This is a genomic window from Hymenobacter algoricola (assembly GCF_039539525.1).
Taxonomy (GTDB): Bacteria; Bacteroidota; Bacteroidia; order Cytophagales; family Hymenobacteraceae; genus Hymenobacter; species Hymenobacter algoricola.
The window spans coordinates 66223-83965 of the sequence record NZ_BAABDH010000106.1; the positions used below are offsets into that span (position 1 = coordinate 66223).

Consider the following 17743-nt stretch of genomic DNA (forward strand, 5'->3'; position numbering starts at 1 on the left):
GGCAGCCCTCAAAGGGCCAGCAGGCGCAGCTGCACCGAGTCGCAGCGGGCGGCCTGCTGGCGGGCCAGGGTTTCGCGGTAGCTGAGGCCCGTAAACTCCGAATGCTCCAGAAACAGCAGCGGGCTGGTCAGCAGCGGCTCGGGCCAGGCAGCCAGCGCGGGCCGTGTGGCCAGCGCGCCGAAGTTCGGGACCTGGGCCACCCGCCAGTAGGCATCGAGCAGCACGTAGCGGTAGCCGCGCCGCCGCAGCGCCGGCAGCTGGCTTTCGTGGGTCACGACCACCAGGCTGTCGGCGCTGGCCTGGAACGGGGCCAGGCCCTGCCCGACCGTACTGGCCACCCGATGCCCCCCGTGCGCGCGCAGCCACGCCGCCGCGTCGGCGTAGTGACTGGGCGTGTAGGCATAGATTTCGCGCTGCACCCGGTACAGATTGAACCCTACTGCCAGCAGGGCCACCACCAGCAGCCGCCGCGGCGGCAACACCCGCCGCAAGCTCAGAAACGCCAGCGCGTAGAACAGCCCGTACGCCGGCAGCAGCCCCCGCGGCGCCTTGATCAGCACCGACATGCCGGCCAGGTAGCAATAGGCCCACAAAGCCAAGTAGCGCAGCAGATTCATGCGCCGCAGCCCCACCAGCAGCTCCCGGCGCCAGAGCACGGGCACCACCACCAGCGCCAGCAGCACCAGCGGCGACTCAAAGTCGCGCAGAAACTGCAGATAGTACAGCCCGTCCAGCTGCGCCGTACCCGTCCGGCCCGCGGCGTTGGCGGCACCGGGAAACGCAATAGTGTAGTACACGCCCACCCATCGGTACCACGGCAGGCCGGCCAGCATACCGATGCCGCTCAGCAGCCCGTACGGCCCCGCCAAGATTGCCAGCACCCGCCACCCGTTGCCCCGTTGCCGGAGCAGGCCATCTTGCTGAAGCAGCTCAAAAACGGCCAGGATAGGCAGCGTCAGCAGAAATTTGTAGTTGAGGCTCAGACCCAGCGTCAGCCAGAGGGTGGCGCGGAGCAGCGGGGCGCGGCCCGGACTCCGGAGGCGGCGGTAGTAGGCCCGCAGCAGCGCGGCAAACACCAGCAGGCTGGCCGAGCCCATGGTAAAGTCGCGGCCGGAGAAAGTGAGAAACACGGAGGAGCCGGTCAGCAGGGCCAGCAGGGCCGTTTCGACGGGAAGCAGGCGGGCCTCCCGCCCCACAAAGGCCGCCAGCACGCCCACGGCGCCCACGGCCAGCAGCGCGTTCAGGTGCTGGAACACCCGATAATCGGTGGTGAGCCACGCCACGGGCGCATACAGCAGCGAAAAGCCCGGGCTGCCGTGGTGAAACAGGTTGCGCAGGTTGCCCCGGGCTACTTCCTGCACAATCTGCCAGTTGCGCACCGAGTCGTAGTCGGGCAGGGCGGCGCCGGCCAGGCCGTAGAGGCGGACAGCCGCCACCGCTGCCAGCGCCAGCAGCAGCCACCAGGCGTTTTTACGGGTTTGATTGTCGTTCTTCGCGGCGAGCATGCGCGGGCAATTTCCACTAATAATCAGGATTCCGGCGCGGAGCTTATGCCAGGGTCGGCTGATGACCAGCTTCCCCAGCGCGGGCTCCTGGCTCAACCCTTTGAAAATCAAACTCTGCAATGCGTACCGTTATTCAGCGCGTCACCCGGGCCAGCGTCACGGTGGAGGGCCGCGTCACCGGCCAGATTGGCCCCGGGCTGCTCGTGCTGGCCGGCTTTGCCCCCGACGACGATGCCCGCGCCCTCGACTGGATGGCCCGCAAGCTGGTGCAGCTGCGCATCTTCGCCGATGAGGACGGCAAAATGAACCGCAGCGTGCAGGACGTTGGCGGGCAGGTGCTGGTCGTGAGCCAGTTTACGCTGCTGGCCGACGCCCGCAAAGGCAACCGCCCCAGCTACGTCGGGGCCGCCCCGCCGCCGGTGGCCGTGCCGCTGTACGAGCAGTTCGTCGGGCGGCTGGAGCAGCTGCTGGGCCAGCCCGTGCCCACCGGCGAGTTCGGAGCCGACATGCAGGTGGCCCTGCTTAATGACGGCCCGGTGACCATTGTGCTGGACTCGCCGGCCGCGGGGTAAAGGGCGATATCCCCTCCTCGAACATCATTCCGGGCTTGCCGAGGAATCCCGCGTGCTGACGACTGAGTAGTAAGCCAACGACGACGTGCGAGATTCCCCGACTCCACTACGCTACGCTCGGAATGACGTTCCAAGTAATCTTACCTCCCCAACTCCCCCTGCCATGACCATCGAAGAAGCCCAAAAAACCGTGGACACCTGGATTCAGACCACCGGCGTGCGGTATTTCAACGAGCTGACCAACATGGCCATGCTCACGGAGGAAGTAGGCGAAGTAGCCCGCATCATTGCCCGGCAGTACGGCGAGCAGTCGTTCAAGGAGTCGGACCGCGACAAGGTGCTGGCCGACGAGCTGGCCGACGTGCTGTTCGTGGTTATCTGCCTGGCCAACCAGACCGGCATCGACCTCACTGCGGCCCTGCAGCGCAACCTGGCCAAGAAAACCCTGCGCGACGCCGACCGCCACCAGCAGAACGAGAAGCTGCGCTGAGCCCTCCCCAACGACTTCCGGACTCTCCCCAAGAGGTTCCGGGCTCTACCCAAGGGTTTCCGGACTGTGCCCAACGACTTCCGGGCAGTGCCCAAGAGGTTCCGAACGGTGCCCAACAGTTTCCGGATAGTGCTCAAGAAGGTCCAGGCAGTGCCCAACGGCTTCCAGGCACCGCCCAAACGTTTCCGGGACGGCCGCAGCGGTGCCGGCCTACCGGCTTTCCGCCACGATGCGGCCCTCCTGCCAGATGGGCACGAGGTCGTACGCATCCGGCTTCACGCAGAAGGCCATATCCTGGTGCGACTCCAGGCTGTTGAGCCGGCGCACGTGGGCCGATTTGAGCAGGTAGCCGCCGACATCCGCTTTAGCAGCTTGCCACAGGTCGAGGGCGGCCAGGGTGGCGTCGGAGCTGGTGGTGTCGAAGTCGGGCTGCAGCCGCGCGGCCAGGGCGCCGCCAAGCAGCGTGTCTTCGAGGCAGAAGTTGCCCTTCCAGCCCGCGCACACCACCACCACATCCTTGTTTTGCCGGCGCAGGAAGTCGGCCACGGCGGCCAGGTTCAGAAACGCGCCCAGCACCACCGCGTCGGCGGTCAGGGCCAGGTGAATGGCGCGGGTACCGTTGGTGGTGGTAATGGCCACGGCCCGGCCGGCTACCGGCACCACGCCGTCGAGGTAGCCGAAGGGCGAGTTGCCCAGGTCCACGCCGGCGGCCTGCACGCCGTCGCGCTCGGCAGCCGTCAGGTAGCCCTGCGCGGCCAGGGCCCGGCACTCGGCCAGCTCGCTGCAGGGCACAATGTGGGTCACGCCGGCGGCCAGCGCCGTCACCATCGACGAAGTGGCCCGCAGGATGTCCACGACGACGGCCACCCGGCCCCGCAGGTCAAACAAGGGCAGTAATTCGGGGGAAAAACAGATGTCTAGGGCAGGCATTTTCAGTTGTCAGAGGCCAAAAAAGAACGTCATGCTGAGCGAAGCCGAAGCATCTCGCTTGGCTCCGTTGGATTACCAATCCAGCATCAGCACGCGCGATGCCCCGGCTTTGCCCGGCATGACGTTCAACTTATTCCTTTCGGGTGCTACCCTTCTTCCGTGCCGGGCACGAAGGGCAGCTTCATGACCGTGGCGGGGAAGTTCTTGCCGCGCACCTGCACGAAGATCTTGCTGCCGGGCGTGCTGAACTCGGTTTTTACGTAGCCCAGGCCCACGCCCTTGCTTAGCGACGGCGACTGGGTGCCGGAGGTTACCTCCCCAATGGACTCGCCATTCTCATCGACCAGCGGGTAGTGGCTGCGCGGAATGCCGGGGCCGTCGAGCAGGAAGCCCACCAGCTTGCGCGCTACGCCGTCGGCCTTCTGCTGCTTGAGCGCCGCGGCGTTGGTGAAGTCCTTGGTGAACTTGGTAATCCAGCCCAGACCGCCTTCCAGCGGGGAGGTTGTGTCGTCGATATCGTTGCCGTAGAGGCAGTAGCCCATTTCCAGGCGCAGCGTGTCGCGGGCACCCAGGCCGATGGGCTTCAGGCCGTAGGGCTTACCCGCTGCCATCACCTGGTCCCAGACCTGCTTGGCGTGCTCGTTGGGGACGTACAGCTCGAAGCCGCCGGCGCCGGTGTAGCCCGTGGCCGAAATGATGACGCCCGGCGCGCCGGCAAACGTGCCCTGCACGAAGGAATAGTAGGGAATGCTGCTCAGGTCGGCGTCGGTCAGGCCCTGCAGGGCGGCAATGGCCTTGGGGCCCTGCACGGCGAACAGGCTGATGTCGTCCGACACGTTCTGCATCTCGGCGCCCTGGGTGTTGTGCTTACTGATCCAGTTCCAGTCCTTGTCGATGTTGGAGGCGTTGACTACCAGCAGGTAGTCCTCATCGGCCAGCTTGTACACCAGCAGGTCGTCCACGATGCCGCCGTCGGTGTTGGGCAGGCAGGAGTACTGGGCTTTGCCGTCGGTGAGCTTGCTGGCGTCGTTGCTGGTCACGCGCTGAATCAGGTCGAGGGCCTGGGGGCCGCGCACCCGGAACTCGCCCATGTGCGACACGTCGAAAATGCCCACGGCCCGGCGCACGGTGTGGTGCTCATCAAGGTCGGAGGAGTAGCGCACGGGCATGTTGTAGCCGGCAAAGGGCACCATTTTGGCACCCAGCTGCTGGTGCACGTCGTTTAGCGTGACGGTTTTGAGGTCTTCGGCCATTGGGGGAGGTGGTTCGAAAAGAGTAGGAGTAAAGATCGGCGCCGCGGAAGGGCGGGGCGAAATTAGCTATTTCCGGTGGCCGTTAAGCACCCTCCTGCCGTAGTAGTAGCTTTACGGCAGCGGGCGGCAGCTCCCGCGGGCGGGTTCAGGCAGTTGGAGCACCCTTTTTTTACGGCGGATCCGGCGGGGTGCCCCCACCTTTTAGCCCCGGCCGCTGGTTTTCCCGGTCTGACACCGGCCATTATTCGAGTATGAACCCAGAACTAAAGCAGGATTTCGAAACGGCCATGGTCAAGCACCTGCTGTTCAAGTCCAAGCTCCGCTCCTTCCTCTACGGCACCAATCTGGCCGAAGGGCCCATCCGCAACCCGGACCAGTGCGGCCTGGGCATCTGGATTCAGAGCCGGCGGCAGCGCTTTGCCGGCAACCTGCCCGAGTGGGCCGAGCTGGACCGCATCCACCGCCAGCTGCACCTGGAGGCCAACCGCCTGATGGATATGCGCCTGCAGGGCCACGCGGAGGCAGCCATTGCGGGTATGGACGACATCAAGTACCTCGTCGACCAGGTAACGGCGCTGTTACGAACCCTGGAGGACAAGCTGCGTACGGGTCGCTAAACTGCTCTCATGCCTTCCCTCTCGCTGCCCCGTATAAAGCTGAAGCTGGCTACCAAGCTCTTTGCCGGCTTCCTGGTCATCTCCGCGCTGTTTGCGGGCGTGGTGGTCATCAACTACCAGCTTTCGCGTAAGGTGCTGCGCAACTCGCAGCGCGTGGAAGAGTCGCAGCGCCTGACGGGGGAAGCCTCCACGCTGTTCCGCAATATCATCGACATGGAGTCGGGCTTCCGCGGCTACCTGCTGCTGGGCAACGAGGCCACCCTGCAGCCCTACTACGAAGGCGAGCGGGAGCTGCTCACGCGCTTCTCCGAAATCCACAGCCAGCTCGAACTTACGGACCCGCAGTACGCCCGCATCTCCCGCGCCCAGCAGCTGTTTCAGCAGTGGTCGTCGTTTTCTCACCTGCTCATCAGCGAAAAGCGTGAAGCCCGCCGCCGCGACTTTAACCAGGTGGCCATGGAAGGCATGGAGCACCGCTCCCTGGGCGAAAGCCTGACCGGGCCGCAGATCATGGCCCAGGTCCGGGTGATATTCACCGCTTTCGACCGCACCGAGCTGGCGGCCCGCGTCAAGGTGCGGCAGAAGCTGGAGGAGAGTATCCGGCAGACGCGTATCGTGTCGGTTATCATCACGCTGCTGTCCATTCTGGTGGGCCTGCTGTGGGCCGCCTACATCGTCCGCCTCATTGCCCGCCGCATCGGCACGATGGTGGGCATGTCGACCCGTATTGCCAGCGGCGACTACACGACCCGCATTCAGGATGCCGAGCAGGATGAGCTGACGTCGCTGGCCGACTCGCTCAACCTCATGGCCCGCACCATCGACTCTACCATCACCCAGCTGGCGCGCCGCAATCAGGAGCTGGATCAGTTTGCCTACGTCGTATCCCACGACCTGAAGGCACCGTTGCGGGGCATCGAAAGCGCTTCACGCTGGATTGAGGAAGATATGGGCACCAGCGTGCCACCCCACATTCAGGAGTTTCTGGCTCTGATGCGGGTGCGGGTCCACCGCATGGAAAACCTGATTACCGGCATTCTGGACCTGGCCCGCATCGGCCGCACCCAGCAGGCCGAGGAGCGCATCAACGTGCGCGAGCTGCTGGCCGAAATCGTCGACTCGCTGGCTCCGCCGGCGGGTTTTCGCGTGGAGCTGCCCACCTACCTGCCCACGCTGACCACCAACCGCGTGCTGCTGCAGCAGGTATTCAGCAACCTGATCAGCAACGCTCTGAAATACCACGAGCACCCCGAAAACGGCCTCGTGCGGGTAGGCTGCCGCGAAGACCGGCAGCAGTACACGTTCACCATCACCGACAACGGCCCCGGCATTGACCCGCAGTACCACGAGCGGATCTTCATCATCTTCCAGACCCTGACCGAGCGCGACACGCTGGAAAGCACCGGCGTGGGCCTGGCCATTGTGAAAAAAATCGTGGAGCGGCAGGGCGGCACCATCCGGGTCGAATCAGCTGAGGGCCACGGCGCCACCTTCATTTTCACCTGGCCCAAAGAACGGGCCGCCCACCTGGAGCGCCGGCCCGCGGCCGCCCAATCGGTAGCGCGCCCGGCCTAATTTTTTTTGACACCCGTATACGGAGCAGCTTTGCCCGATCTGAACCACCCATCCTATGTCTACTGACACCCTGAACACCTCCATTCTGCTCGTTGAAGACGACCAGATGGATATCATGAATGTGCAGCGCGAGCTACGTAAGCACGACATTACGGCGCCCCTGCACATTGCCCGCAACGGCCGGGAAGCGCTGCAGCTGCTGCGCGGCGAAGGCAGCCAGCCCAAAATCAGCAAGCCCACCATCGTGCTGCTCGACATCAACATGCCGCGCATGAATGGCCTGGAGCTGCTCGACGCCCTCCGCTCCGACCCCGAGTTTGTGGCCCTGAACGTGTTTATCATGACCACCTCCGACCTGGAAACCGACCGCCTCAAGGCCCGGGAGCTGGCCGTGAGCGGCTACATCATCAAGCCTCTGAGCTTCGACAAGTTCGGCGAGGGCGGCACTACCGTCGACGGCTTCAGCCTGTTTCTGGACCTGCTGAAGCTGAAAGGCTAGCTGCTGCCCTGCTGGGGCGCGAGCTGCCGTCATTCGATTGGTGAAAAGGCGCGATAAAAAAGCAGAAAGCCCCGACGTGTACTTACGTCAGGGCTTTTTCGTTTCCGGCTTAATGCCCCGGGCAGCGCCGCCTGGATGGCGACCCGACCTGCCCGATTACCCTTTCAGAGCAGCCGAAAGCCCAGGCGGTGCTGGGCGCAGGGCCCCAGTGCGCGGATGGCGGCGCGGTGGGCAGCCGTTGGGTAGCCGGCATTCTGCTCCCAGCCATAGCCGGGAAATTGCCGGGCCAGCTCCCGCATCCGGTCGTCGCGAAAGGTTTTGGCCAGCACCGAGGCCGCCGCAATGCTGCGGTAGCGGCTGTCACCCTTGATAAAACAGGTGTGCTCGATGCCCGCGTAGGCACGAAACCGGTTGCCGTCGACCAGCAGATGCGCGGGTACCTGGGCCAAAGCGGCTACGGCGCGGTGCATGGCCAGGTAGCTGGCGTTGGCAATGTTGAGGCTGAAAATTTCGTCGGGGGAAGCTTCGGCCACGGCCCAGGCCACGGCTTCGCGGCAGATTTCGGCCCGTACACTTTCCCGCCGCCGGGCGGTCATCAGCTTGGAGTCGTTGAGGAAGGCCGGGGCGAAGTCAGGCGGCAGAATAACGGCGGCGGCGAAAACCGGGCCCGCCAGGCAGCCGCGGCCGGCTTCGTCGAGGCCGGCTTCGAGCGGGTGGCCGGTGTGGGTAGCAAGCAACATAGGCCGGCAAAGGTAGCAGCCGGCGGCCGGCCCCGGCAAGGGACAGGGCCTCCCCGGCGCGCGCAGCTCCCGGAGAGGCCCTGTCTGGGGCAAGTAAATACTGGGTGACAGTGGAAGCGCAGGCCGTTCTGCCGGCCTCCGTAAATCACCGCAGCGGCTAGTGGCGGCCGGCGGTGGAGCCGATATCGGGCAGGCCGGACTCGCCGCGGCGGTTGCCTTGCTTGTCGCGGGGACCTTCGTCGAGGGCTTCTTCTTCGTCAGTCGTCACGTATTCGTTGGTGATGGGACCCAGGCCACCCGTATTCTGAATCAGTTCAGACTCGGCCTGGGCATGTTTGAGGTTGAACAATGGGTCACCGGCCTGGGGTTGGGCGGACTGGTTTTTGGGTTGGTTGGCCATAAAAATATCCGGTACCGACCGGGAAGTGAACAGTCGGCTATGGGCTTGTTACGGCGGCCTGACAGCCGGGGTTGAAGCAATGCCAAAATGTTAAACCCTACCGCTGCGCCAGGCTCCGGGGCATAAAAAAAGCCGTTGCATCGCGCAACGGCTTTTTTCTACAGCGGCCGGGTATAATCATTCCACCCATTCCCAACTCCGGCCGGATTGTACACTGCTCATTACTTCCTTTCCACAGTATTAGCGAGCAGTGCTGGTTCCTTTCTAAGACAAAGCTACTTGCTGTCAGCGGCTTGTGTTGCGTTTTTTTGACCAACTACCCTCCTGACTCGCTCAACGGCGTGTCTGGCTCGGCAGACGCGGAACCGGTCGGGCTGCTTCCGGGGGAATCGTACCTTTGTGGCCGAATCCTCTTGGCCGCTACGAAACGTATGACGCAACTAATCGATCCGCATTTCGACGAGCACCACAACCCCTGGCAGACGCTCAGCACGGCCGTGCAGTACCACAACCCCTGGATCAGCGTACGGGAAGACCAGGTCGTTAACCCCGCCGGGGGCCGCGGCATCTACGGCGTGGTGACCATGAAAAACAAGGCCCTGGGCATTGTGCCCGTCGATGCCGACGGCAACACCTGGCTGGTGGGGCAGTACCGCTACACCCTGAACGAGTACTGCTGGGAAATTCCGATGGGCGGCGGGCCGGTCGAGCTGGACATTCTGGCGTCGGCGCAGCGGGAGCTGAAGGAAGAAACCGGCTTCACGGCCCGGCGCTGGACCAACATTGCCCGCCTGCACACCTCCAACTCGGTGACCGACGAGGAAGGCTTCGTGTTCCTGGCCGAAGAGCTGGAGGCGGGGGAAACCGCCCCGGAGGAAACCGAAGAGCTGCGCCTCTGGAAGCTGCCTCTGGCCGAAGCCGTGCAGCTGGTCATGGACAACCGCATCACCGATGCCATCAGCGTGGCGGGGCTGCTCAAGGCGGAACGCATCCTGCGGCTGCGCGGTTAAAACCGTTGCTCCCGGCCCAGGCCAGGGCCGGCAGGACACGAATCCGCTTCGGCACGAGTACCGCCTTTGGCTCTGGCCGGTCAGTTTCTTACCTTCCGGCTTCTAAATTTGCCGCTATGCGTCGTCTCCTGCAGTTCATTGCCCACCGGCTCTACACCATCTGGAGTACCTTCTGGTTTGTGCTGCCCTTCGTGCTGACCTACCCGCTGCAGGCGGCCCTGCGGCGCAAATCCACGCTGCATCCCTACCTGCACACCGTCAACCGCGGCTGGTCGGCCTTCGCCATTGCCATGTGGGGGATGCCGGTGGAAGTAATCCGGAAAAGTCCGCTGCCGCCGGCTACGCCCTGCCTGTACGTGGCCAACCACAGCTCCTACATTGATATTCCGCTGCTGTTTAAAGCCTTGCCCGGCTTTTTGAATATTGTGGGAAAAAGCTCCCTGGCCAAAGTGCCGCTCTGGGGTCCGATTTTCGGCAGTACCTACATTACCGTCAACCGCGACAGTGCCGTCAGCCGGGGCCGGGCCATGGTGCAGGCCCGCAAAAGCCTGGAGGCGGGCCGCTCGGTGGTTATTTTTCCCGAAGGCAGGATTTCCGCCAAACCCGGCGAGGAGATGCTGCCCTTCAAGGACGGCGCCTTTCAGCTGGCTATTGCCACCGGAGTGCCCCTGGTACCGATTTCGATGCCGCTCAACCACCGCTTTATGCCCGACGTGGACGGCACGCTGCGAGTACGCTACTCCCCGCTCCGCTTGGTGCTCCACGAACCGATTCTGACCAAAAATCTGACGGCCGCCGATGTGCCGGCGCTGAAAGAGCAGGCATTCCGTATCATTGCCAGCGAATTTCGTCCCGAAGCCGCGGGCATTCCGCCGGCTTCCACCTGGCGCCCGGCCCGGCCCGCTGCTAAAGTGCCGGCGGCAGCGTTGGAACCGGCGCCCGCAGACCGGCCCGCGCTGAGCCGGGTTGATTCTTAACGTTCCCATTCTTAACTCCGCATTCCCTTGAGTACCGACTTAGCTACCCTGCGCAAGCTGGCCCACCTCTCCCGCCTCGAATTTGACGCCACCAAAGAGCAGCAGATGCTCGGCGACCTGAACAAGATTCTGGACTGGGTGGCCGAGCTCAGCCAGCTCGACACCACCGACGTGGAGCCGCTGATTCATTTGTCGCACGAAATCAACGTGCTGCGCCCTGACGAGGCCCACAACTCGGTAAGCCATCAGGAAGGCCTGCGCAATGCCCCGCGCAAGGACTCTGACTACTTCCGCGTTCCAAAAGTGCTGGAATAACCGACGCTGGTGCCCACTCCCGAATCCCGCTCTATCTGGCGCAGCCCCCTGCTGCTGCTGGGCCTGCTGGCCGTCCTGGCGACGGCGCTGGCCGGCTACCATTATTTCACCGGCGACGACTACACGCTGCGGGTGCAGGAAGTCACCCAGCTTCAGGCCGTGCCCATTGTGGTGCAGCAGGTGTGGGTGGGCCTCGATGCGCTGCCCGTGCGCGCCAACGCCTATTTGGCCACCCAGACCCACGACGTCAGCGGCCCCTTCGTACGGGTCGACGCCGCGGCGGCTCTGTTGGGGCTGCTGGCCGTGTGCCTGGCCTACTTCCTGGCCCTCATCAGCGCCCTGCCCCGCGCCGCCTTCGTGGCGGGCATGGCCCTGCTGATCTTCCTGCTCATGTCGCTCAACGTCGACCTGCTCGGCCTCATCGACGCGCGGCAGCAGTATTTTCTGATCGGGGTGCTGCTCATGCTCGGCCTGCCAGCTTTTGTGTTCCACGCCTTCCAGACCGAGGTGCCCTTCTGGCAGCGCTTGCTGGTTTTCGGGGTACTAGTCGCGGGGCTGAGTACGTTTATCTTCCTGCGCAGCACCTACCCGGCTACTACCACGGCCCTGCACTTGGTAAGCTTTGCCACGGGCAGCGGCGCCATTATCGTGGCGCTGCTGGTGCTGTGGGTGGGCTTCGAGAATATCCAGGGCCTGCTGTGGTTTAACACCCAGGCCGAAAACCCGGGCAGCCGCTTCGGCCTGCTGCCCTTCGTGCTGGCCAGTGGCCTGTACCTGGGCATGCTGCTGCTCTACTACTGGAACAACGGCGAAGTTTTCATTCTGCCCAACGTGCGCCTCGAGCCGTTTGTGCTGCTGCTGCCCGCCGTAGCGGTAGGCTGGCTCAGCCTGCGCCGGCGGGCCACTACTTACGCCACCTGGGTGCCCTACTGGCCCGCTGCGGCCCACCTCTACCTGATTCTGACTATCCTGGGGGCCGGCTTTCTGGGCTATGCCTTTGCCACGGCCAATGATCCGCTGCTCACCGCCGGCCGCGACTTCACCGCCCTGGCCCTGCTGATGTGCGGCACTGCCTTTCTGATTTACGTGCTGGTCAACTTCGCGCCCCTCATCAAGCAGCGGCTGCGGGTGTACCGGGTGGTGTACGAACCCCGGCGGCTGCCTTTCTACGTGGTGTACCTGCTGGCGCTGGCCGGAATCTTTGCGGTGGAGCTGCGCAACAACTTCTTCGTGCTGGATCAGGTAAAGGCGGGCTACTACATCAACCTGGGCGACCTGACCCGTCTGCAGAGTGAGCAACAGCCCGGCGCCGATGCCCTGGCCCTGCTGGCGGAGCGCTACTACGCCGAAAGCGACGTGCTCGACTTTCACAACCACCGCGCCAGCTGGGGCCGGGCGGCGCTGTACCGGTTTCGGCAGCAGCGCCAGAATGAGATAAATGCGCTGCGCCGCGCCCAGAGCCGGATGCCGGCCGAGAAAATCTCCCTGCGCCTGGCCGCCCTGTTCACCGAGCCCACCGATTTCTTCGACCGGCTTCGGCTATTGCGCGAAGGCCTCAAAACGGCTCCCGGCAGCGTCCGGCTGACCAGCGACCTGGCCCAGCTTTACACCCGCTCCACCATTACCGACTCGGTCAACTTCTACTTCAACCGGGCCGAAGCGCTGGCGGCGGGCAATCCAGTGGTGCAGGCCAACCGCCTGGCTTACCTGCTGCAGCTTCAGGATCTGACTACGGCCCAAAAGCTGGTGCAGAGCATCCCGGCCGGGGCGCAAAACACGGCCTGGCGCAGCAACGACCAACTGTTGCAGCAACTCACCGGAGCCGCCCTGGTGCCCGGCCCCGCAGCGGTGCCCACCGCGCAGCCCCTGACGGCCGCCACCTTCGCCTGGCTTTACCACGCCGGCCTGCGCCGGGCCGTCCGCGGAGATACCACTCAGCTAAGCCAGATAACCCGGTTGGCCCAGCGCCCGGCCAACAGTGCTTATGCCGAGCAGCTCACGTTTCTGCGGGCTTTAACTGCTTATTACGGCGGCCGGCCGGCCCGGGCCCAGGACGTGCTGCTCCCCCTCATGGCCGGTAACACACCCAGCAGTGCCTACTACCAGAACCTGTGGGGGCTCTGGCTGCTGGAGCAAAGTTTGCCGGCGGCAGCCAGCGCCAGCTTTCAGCAGGCCGCCCGCAACGGCTACCCCGAAGCCTGGCTGTTTCGCGCTTATGCCCAGGCCCTGGCGCTGGCCCCGGACTCAGCCCGGTCTACCGCTGCCCGGGCCCAGCTCCAGGCCGGACACGACCTGCCCCGCCGGGCCCGGCAATTGCTCGTCGCCCTCGGCCTCGACTTCAACGGGCAGTATGCGCAGGCCACGGATTCGGTACAGGCCCGGTATCTGGTGCTGCGGGGCAACGAGTTGGCGCCGGAAAGCCTGATTCCGCGGGCGGCGGCGCTGGCAACCCCGGCGGCCCGCGATGCCGCGCTGCTGGCCCAGATTCCGCGGGCCCTGCGGGTCGGCCAGGCAGCCGCGGTCCAGCAAGCCATTCAGCAGTTTGCTCCCACCCCCGCTACCCGTTCGGTGCGGGCTTCGCAGTGGAATGTGCGGCGGGGCCAAGTCTTTGTGCAAGACAAACGGCTAAGTTCTTTGCGTCAGTTGCTGCCAACGGCCTATTTCGCCCCCCAGCACCAGGGCTACCGGCTGTATTTCCAAGCCCTGCTGGCCGATGCCGACACCAAGCCGGCTACGGCGCAGTCTTACGCCCGCCTGGTAAGAGAGGCCCCTTTTCTGGAAGAAGGGGTACTCGCTGCCGCCGCGTTTCACTCCCGCCGCCGCGAATACACCGTTGCGTATAATTATATATTGGATGGATTAGCACATAATCCAGAATCAATTGCGTTATTGCAAGCATATGTCCTAGCAGCCATTCCGGCGGGCCTGACCTCCTACACGGCCGCCCCCCTGGAAAAACTGCTTCAATTGCTTTCCCCTGGCGAATACCGTACCTTTCATACCCAGTACGAAGCTCAACGCAGCGCTCAGGCTGCTACCGCTGCCCCCTGGAACTAACCCCTAGCCCGGATATGCTACCTCCCGTCATCGAAACCCACGACATTGCCAAGGAATACCAGATGGGCACGGAGCGTATCCACGCCTTGCGGTCAGTCACCATCACCATCCAGCGGGGCGAGTACGTGGCCTTCATGGGTCCTTCCGGCTCGGGCAAATCCACGCTGATGAACATCGTCGGCTGCCTGGATACGCCCAGCCGCGGCAACTACATCCTCAACGGCAAGGACGTAAGCCGTATGTCGGACAACCAGCTGGCCGAGGTGCGCAACAAGGAAATCGGCTTCGTGTTCCAGACCTTCAACCTGCTGCCCCGCGCTACTTCCCTCGACAACGTAGCCCTGCCGCTCATTTACGCCGGGTACAGCAAAAGCCAGCGCGAAGAGAAGGCCATGGACGCCCTGCAAAGCGTAGGGCTGGCCGACCGCGCCAAGCACCGCCCCAATGAGCTTTCCGGCGGCCAGCGCCAGCGCGTCGCCATTGCCCGCGCCCTGGTAAATGACCCCAGCATCATCCTGGCTGACGAACCTACGGGTAACCTCGACAGCAAGACCAGCTACGAAATCATGGAGCTGTTTGAGGCCCTGTACGTGAAAGGCAACACCATTATTATGGTGACCCACGAAGAAGACATTGCCCGCTACGCCCACCGCATTGTGCGGCTGCGCGACGGGCTGGTGGAGTCGGATATGGCCAACAACGACCTGGCCACCCTCCACAATCCGGTGCTGAATGGCTAAAAAACGATGGAAATGGTTTGCCGGCGGCTGTTTATTACTTCGGTAAGCAGCCCGCCGGCAAACCATTTTGCCGTTCAGTCATTATTACTGCCTATGAAGATTTACACCAAAACCGGCGACCAAGGCCTGACCTCCCTCATCGGCGGCACCCGCGTCCCCAAATCCAGCCTGCGCATCGACTGCTACGGCACTGTGGATGAGCTGAACTCCTACGTGGGCCTGCTGCGCGACCAGGAGGTGAATGCCCCGCGCCGCGACCTGCTCAAGGAAATTCAGGACCGCCTGTTTACCATGGGGGCGTCCCTGGCTTCGGATCCGGACAAGTCGAAGATGAAAATCCCGGATCTGCACGCCGCCGACGTAGCCCTGCTCGAGCAGGAAATGGACCGGATGAACGAGGACCTGCCCGAGTTGCGGGTGTTTATTTTGCCGGGAGGGCATCCGTCCGTTTCCTTCGCTCACGTGGCCCGCTGCGTGTGTCGCCGGGCCGAGCGGCTGGTCATTGCCCTGCAGGCCGAGGCGTTTGTAGCTGAGCTGGTGGCCATTTACCTCAACCGGCTGTCGGACTATCTTTTCGTGCTGAGCCGGCAGATGGCGCACGATTTGGGAGCCGAGGAGGTTACCTGGAAACCGCGGCTGGCGTAGCCCCGTTTCAGGTTCGTGCGCCTGTCGTACCTTGCCGTTCCCATCCATTCCCTCTCCCTTCCCTATGCTCGAAACCCTGACCATCCGCACCCAGCGCACTACCGCGTCACGCCTGCAGCACCTGGACCCCGAACATATCGAATTCGGCAAGATCTTCTCCGACCACATGTTCGCCGTCGACTACCATGACGGCGAGTGGCAGACGCCCCAGATTGTGCCTTACGGCGATATGGCCGTGAGCCCCGCCAACTCGGCCCTGCACTACGGGCAGGCCATCTTTGAGGGCATGAAAGCCTACAAGAATGCCGACGGCCACATTGCCTTGTTCCGCCCGACCGACAACCTGCAGCGCCTCAATGCCTCCGCCGAGCGCATGTGCATGCCGCCGGTACCGGAAGAGCTGTTTATGCAGGGCCTCAGCCAGCTGATCCGGCTGGATGCCGCCTGGGTACCCAACACTCCCGGCAGTGCCCTCTATATCCGGCCGTTCATGTTTGCTACCGATGGCTTCATCGGCGTACGCCCCTCCGAATCGTACCGCTTTATGATCTTCACCTGCCCCGTTGGCTTGTACTACAACAAGCCGCTGCGGGTGCGCTTTGAGGACAAGTACGTCCGCTCGGCCGAAGGCGGCGCCGGCTTTGCCAAAAACGCCGGCAACTACGGCGCGGCCATGTACCCCACCAAGCTGGCCCAGCAGGAAGGCTACAACCAGCTGATCTGGACCGATTCGTCGGAGCACCGCTACGTAGAGGAGTCGGGCACGATGAACGCCATCTTTATCATTGATGGCAAAGTGGTAACGCCCGCGCTGAGCACTTCTATTCTCGATGGCATCACCCGGCGCAGCGTGCTACAGCTGGCCCGCGACTGGGGCCTGACGGTGGAGGAGCGCAAGGTGTCGGCCACCGAAATCATGGCCGCCCAGGCCGCGGGTACTCTGCAGGAAGCCTTTGGCGTCGGCACGGCGGCTACCCTTGCGCCCATATCCGTTATCGGCTACCAGGGCCACGATTATGAGCTGCCCACTCCGGGTTCCGACTCGTTTTCCCAGCGCATGAGCGCCGCCCTGAGCGACATCCGCACCGGCGCCGCTCCCGATTCGCACGGCTGGATGGTGGAAATCTAACCGTTAGTCTTACCCTGTACAACGCCCGCTGCTGGCTCCTGGCCGGTGGCGGGCGTTGTGCATTTTCTACCTTTGCCCCGCCAGTTCCCATTTTCCATCATCATTTTTCCCCATGACCCAAGATCAGGTTAAGGAGTTGAAAGGCCGCGCTGAGGCCTTGAGGAGGTATCTTTGACTACGATGCGCGTAAAACCCAGATCGTAGCAGCGGAGCAGCAGACCATGGCCGCCGACTTCTGGGACGATTCCAGGAAGGCGGAAGCGGTGCTGAAAGAAATCAAGTCCATCAAGATCTGGACCGACGACTACGAAGCCGTGCAGCAGGCGCTGGCCGATACGGAAGTCCTGTTCGACTTTTACCGCGAGGGCGACGTGCCCGCGGCCGAGATGCAGGCCGACTTCGACGCCACCCAGCAGAAGCTGGAGCAGCTCGAGTTCAAGCGTATGCTCTCCGATGAGGAAGACCAGCTGTCCGCCATCATCGACATCAACCCCGGTGCCGGGGGCACCGAAAGCCAGGACTGGGCCGAGATGCTCATGCGCATGTACATCATGTGGGCCGAAAGCCACGGCTTTGGCGTCAAGCAGATCAGCTACCAGCCCGGCGAAGGCGCCGGCATCAAGTCCGCGTCGCTGGAAATCGACGGGGATTTTGCCTACGGCTACCTGAAAAGTGAAATCGGGGTGCACCGGCTGGTGCGCATGTCGCCTTTTGACAGCAGCGGGCGGCGGCACACCTCGTTTGCCTCCGTGTTTGCCTACCCCGTTATTGACGATACGATTAACATCGAAATCAACCCGGCCGACATATCCTGGGACACGTTCCGGGCCGGGGGCGCGGGCGGGCAGAACGTGAACAAGGTAGAAACTGCCGTGCGCCTCACCCATGCCCCGTCGGGTATCATCATTGCCGTGCAGATTGAGCGTAGTCAACTTATGAACAAGGAACACGCGCTGCGGATGCTCAAATCCCGCCTTTACCAGATTGAGATGGATAAGCGGCACGCGGAGCGCGATAAGGTGGAGGCCACCAAGAAGCGCATCGACTTTGGTTCCCAGATCCGCAATTACGTGCTGCATCCGTACAAGCTGATCAAGGATCTGCGTACCGGCATCGAGCGCACTGACGTGCAGAACGTGCTGGACGGCGACCTGGATGAATACATCAAAGGCTTCCTGATGCAGAACTAGGGCGTGTTCTCAATTTAGCCAGAGGGTGATGGCGCGTAGTTGGATAAACGCGGCGTAGGAATCGGCGAGCTTATCGTAGCGCGTGGCCACGCGTCGGAA

At 63.5% G+C, this 17743-nt stretch carries 18 protein-coding genes; 13 read left to right on the plus strand and 5 right to left on the minus strand.

Annotated features, from left to right (window positions below):
• Positions 1-8: 8 nt before the first annotated feature.
• Positions 9-1505: a hypothetical protein gene (locus ABD842_RS17220; protein ID WP_345116694.1), complete on the minus strand. Its 1497-nt coding sequence runs from the start codon at positions 1503-1505 to the stop codon at positions 9-11.
• Positions 1506-1624: 119 nt separating this feature from the next.
• On the opposite strand from ABD842_RS17220, the gene dtd reads away from it, so the two are divergent.
• Together dtd and ABD842_RS17230 are read left to right on the plus strand one after the other, a co-directional pair.
• Positions 1625-2077 carry a D-aminoacyl-tRNA deacylase gene (dtd, locus tag ABD842_RS17225; RefSeq protein ID WP_345116695.1) on the plus strand — a complete coding sequence of 151 codons (453 nt, stop codon included), beginning with the start codon at positions 1625-1627 and terminating at the stop codon, positions 2075-2077.
• A gap of 163 nt (positions 2078-2240) precedes the next feature.
• Positions 2241-2567, plus strand: a complete 327-nt coding sequence (locus ABD842_RS17230) for a nucleotide pyrophosphohydrolase (RefSeq protein WP_345116697.1) — start codon at positions 2241-2243, stop codon at positions 2565-2567.
• Positions 2568-2777: 210 nt separating this feature from the next.
• Here ABD842_RS17230 and ABD842_RS17235 read toward each other — a convergent pair whose 3' ends face one another.
• Complete coding sequence (locus tag ABD842_RS17235; RefSeq protein WP_345116699.1) at positions 2778-3497, minus strand: 2-phosphosulfolactate phosphatase; 720 nt, start codon at positions 3495-3497, stop codon at positions 2778-2780.
• Between the two features lie 146 nt (positions 3498-3643).
• On the minus strand, positions 3644-4750 hold the full coding sequence (gene gcvT, locus ABD842_RS17240) for a glycine cleavage system aminomethyltransferase GcvT (RefSeq protein WP_345116701.1): 1107 nt from the start codon (positions 4748-4750) through the stop codon (positions 3644-3646).
• Between the two features lie 251 nt (positions 4751-5001).
• On the opposite strand from gcvT, the gene ABD842_RS17245 reads away from it, so the two are divergent.
• Genes ABD842_RS17245 through ABD842_RS17255 form a run of 3 tightly spaced genes read left to right on the plus strand, consistent with a single transcriptional unit; the run spans position 5002 to position 7441 of the window.
• Positions 5002-5367, plus strand: coding sequence for a CZB domain-containing protein (locus ABD842_RS17245; RefSeq protein WP_345116703.1), 366 nt, complete (start codon positions 5002-5004; stop codon positions 5365-5367).
• Positions 5368-5376: 9 nt separating this feature from the next.
• Positions 5377-6942: a sensor histidine kinase gene (locus ABD842_RS17250; protein WP_345116704.1), complete on the plus strand. Its 1566-nt coding sequence runs from the start codon at positions 5377-5379 to the stop codon at positions 6940-6942.
• A gap of 55 nt (positions 6943-6997) precedes the next feature.
• Complete coding sequence (locus tag ABD842_RS17255) at positions 6998-7441, plus strand: response regulator (RefSeq protein WP_345116706.1); 444 nt, start codon at positions 6998-7000, stop codon at positions 7439-7441.
• Between the two features lie 164 nt (positions 7442-7605).
• Here the strand turns inward: ABD842_RS17255 and ABD842_RS17260 are convergent, their stop codons facing one another.
• Both ABD842_RS17260 and ABD842_RS17265 read right to left on the minus strand, forming a co-directional pair.
• A complete protein-coding gene (locus tag ABD842_RS17260) occupies positions 7606-8181 on the minus strand; it encodes a ribonuclease HII (protein ID WP_345116708.1) in 576 nt (191 codons plus the stop codon).
• A gap of 157 nt (positions 8182-8338) precedes the next feature.
• Positions 8339-8581, minus strand: coding sequence for a hypothetical protein (locus ABD842_RS17265; protein WP_345116710.1), 243 nt, complete (start codon positions 8579-8581; stop codon positions 8339-8341).
• 431 nt (positions 8582-9012) lie between these two features.
• On the opposite strand from ABD842_RS17265, the gene ABD842_RS17270 reads away from it, so the two are divergent.
• From ABD842_RS17270 to prfB, 8 genes are all read left to right on the plus strand, one after another.
• Positions 9013-9591 (plus strand): NUDIX domain-containing protein, encoded by a 579-nt coding sequence (locus ABD842_RS17270; protein WP_345116712.1) that lies wholly within the window; start codon positions 9013-9015, stop codon positions 9589-9591.
• Positions 9592-9707: 116 nt separating this feature from the next.
• Positions 9708-10568 carry a lysophospholipid acyltransferase family protein gene (locus tag ABD842_RS17275; protein WP_345116714.1) on the plus strand — a complete coding sequence of 287 codons (861 nt, stop codon included), beginning with the start codon at positions 9708-9710 and terminating at the stop codon, positions 10566-10568.
• Between the two features lie 27 nt (positions 10569-10595).
• Positions 10596-10883 (plus strand): Asp-tRNA(Asn)/Glu-tRNA(Gln) amidotransferase subunit GatC, encoded by a 288-nt coding sequence (gene gatC / locus ABD842_RS17280; RefSeq protein WP_345116716.1) that lies wholly within the window; start codon positions 10596-10598, stop codon positions 10881-10883.
• Positions 10884-10892: 9 nt separating this feature from the next.
• On the plus strand, positions 10893-13940 hold the full coding sequence (locus tag ABD842_RS17285) for a hypothetical protein (protein ID WP_345116718.1): 3048 nt from the start codon (positions 10893-10895) through the stop codon (positions 13938-13940).
• Between the two features lie 14 nt (positions 13941-13954).
• Positions 13955-14680 (plus strand): ABC transporter ATP-binding protein, encoded by a 726-nt coding sequence (locus ABD842_RS17290; protein ID WP_345116720.1) that lies wholly within the window; start codon positions 13955-13957, stop codon positions 14678-14680.
• A gap of 93 nt (positions 14681-14773) precedes the next feature.
• Positions 14774-15325, plus strand: coding sequence for a cob(I)yrinic acid a,c-diamide adenosyltransferase (locus ABD842_RS17295; protein WP_345116721.1), 552 nt, complete (start codon positions 14774-14776; stop codon positions 15323-15325).
• Between the two features lie 64 nt (positions 15326-15389).
• Complete coding sequence (locus tag ABD842_RS17300; protein WP_345116723.1) at positions 15390-16454, plus strand: branched-chain amino acid aminotransferase; 1065 nt, start codon at positions 15390-15392, stop codon at positions 16452-16454.
• A gap of 112 nt (positions 16455-16566) precedes the next feature.
• Positions 16567-17644 (plus strand): peptide chain release factor 2 gene (prfB, locus tag ABD842_RS17305; RefSeq protein WP_345116725.1). Its coding sequence is split into 2 segments (ribosomal slippage): positions 16567-16617 and positions 16619-17644, totalling 1077 coding nucleotides; the frame shifts between segments, so codons are not numbered across the junction.
• Positions 17645-17743: the final 99 nt, after the last annotated feature.

Excerpts from the sequence above, each read along its gene's own strand:
- ABD842_RS17220 (WP_345116694.1), bottom strand. The coding sequence starts at position 1,505 with ATGCTCGCCGCGAAGAACGACAATCAAACCCGTAAAAACGCCTGGTGG.
- dtd (WP_345116695.1), top strand. The coding sequence starts at position 1,625 with ATGCGTACCGTTATTCAGCGCGTCACCCGGGCCAGCGTCACGGTGGAG.
- ABD842_RS17230 (WP_345116697.1), top strand. The coding sequence starts at position 2,241 with ATGACCATCGAAGAAGCCCAAAAAACCGTGGACACCTGGATTCAGACC.
- ABD842_RS17235 (WP_345116699.1), bottom strand. The coding sequence starts at position 3,497 with ATGCCTGCCCTAGACATCTGTTTTTCCCCCGAATTACTGCCCTTGTTT.
- gcvT (WP_345116701.1), bottom strand. The coding sequence starts at position 4,750 with ATGGCCGAAGACCTCAAAACCGTCACGCTAAACGACGTGCACCAGCAG.
- ABD842_RS17245 (WP_345116703.1), top strand. The coding sequence starts at position 5,002 with ATGAACCCAGAACTAAAGCAGGATTTCGAAACGGCCATGGTCAAGCAC.
- ABD842_RS17250 (WP_345116704.1), top strand. The coding sequence starts at position 5,377 with ATGCCTTCCCTCTCGCTGCCCCGTATAAAGCTGAAGCTGGCTACCAAG.
- ABD842_RS17255 (WP_345116706.1), top strand. The coding sequence starts at position 6,998 with ATGTCTACTGACACCCTGAACACCTCCATTCTGCTCGTTGAAGACGAC.
- ABD842_RS17260 (WP_345116708.1), bottom strand. The coding sequence starts at position 8,181 with ATGTTGCTTGCTACCCACACCGGCCACCCGCTCGAAGCCGGCCTCGAC.
- ABD842_RS17265 (WP_345116710.1), bottom strand. The coding sequence starts at position 8,581 with ATGGCCAACCAACCCAAAAACCAGTCCGCCCAACCCCAGGCCGGTGAC.
- ABD842_RS17270 (WP_345116712.1), top strand. The coding sequence starts at position 9,013 with ATGACGCAACTAATCGATCCGCATTTCGACGAGCACCACAACCCCTGG.
- ABD842_RS17275 (WP_345116714.1), top strand. The coding sequence starts at position 9,708 with ATGCGTCGTCTCCTGCAGTTCATTGCCCACCGGCTCTACACCATCTGG.
- ABD842_RS17290 (WP_345116720.1), top strand. The coding sequence starts at position 13,955 with ATGCTACCTCCCGTCATCGAAACCCACGACATTGCCAAGGAATACCAG.
- ABD842_RS17295 (WP_345116721.1), top strand. The coding sequence starts at position 14,774 with ATGAAGATTTACACCAAAACCGGCGACCAAGGCCTGACCTCCCTCATC.
- ABD842_RS17300 (WP_345116723.1), top strand. The coding sequence starts at position 15,390 with ATGCTCGAAACCCTGACCATCCGCACCCAGCGCACTACCGCGTCACGC.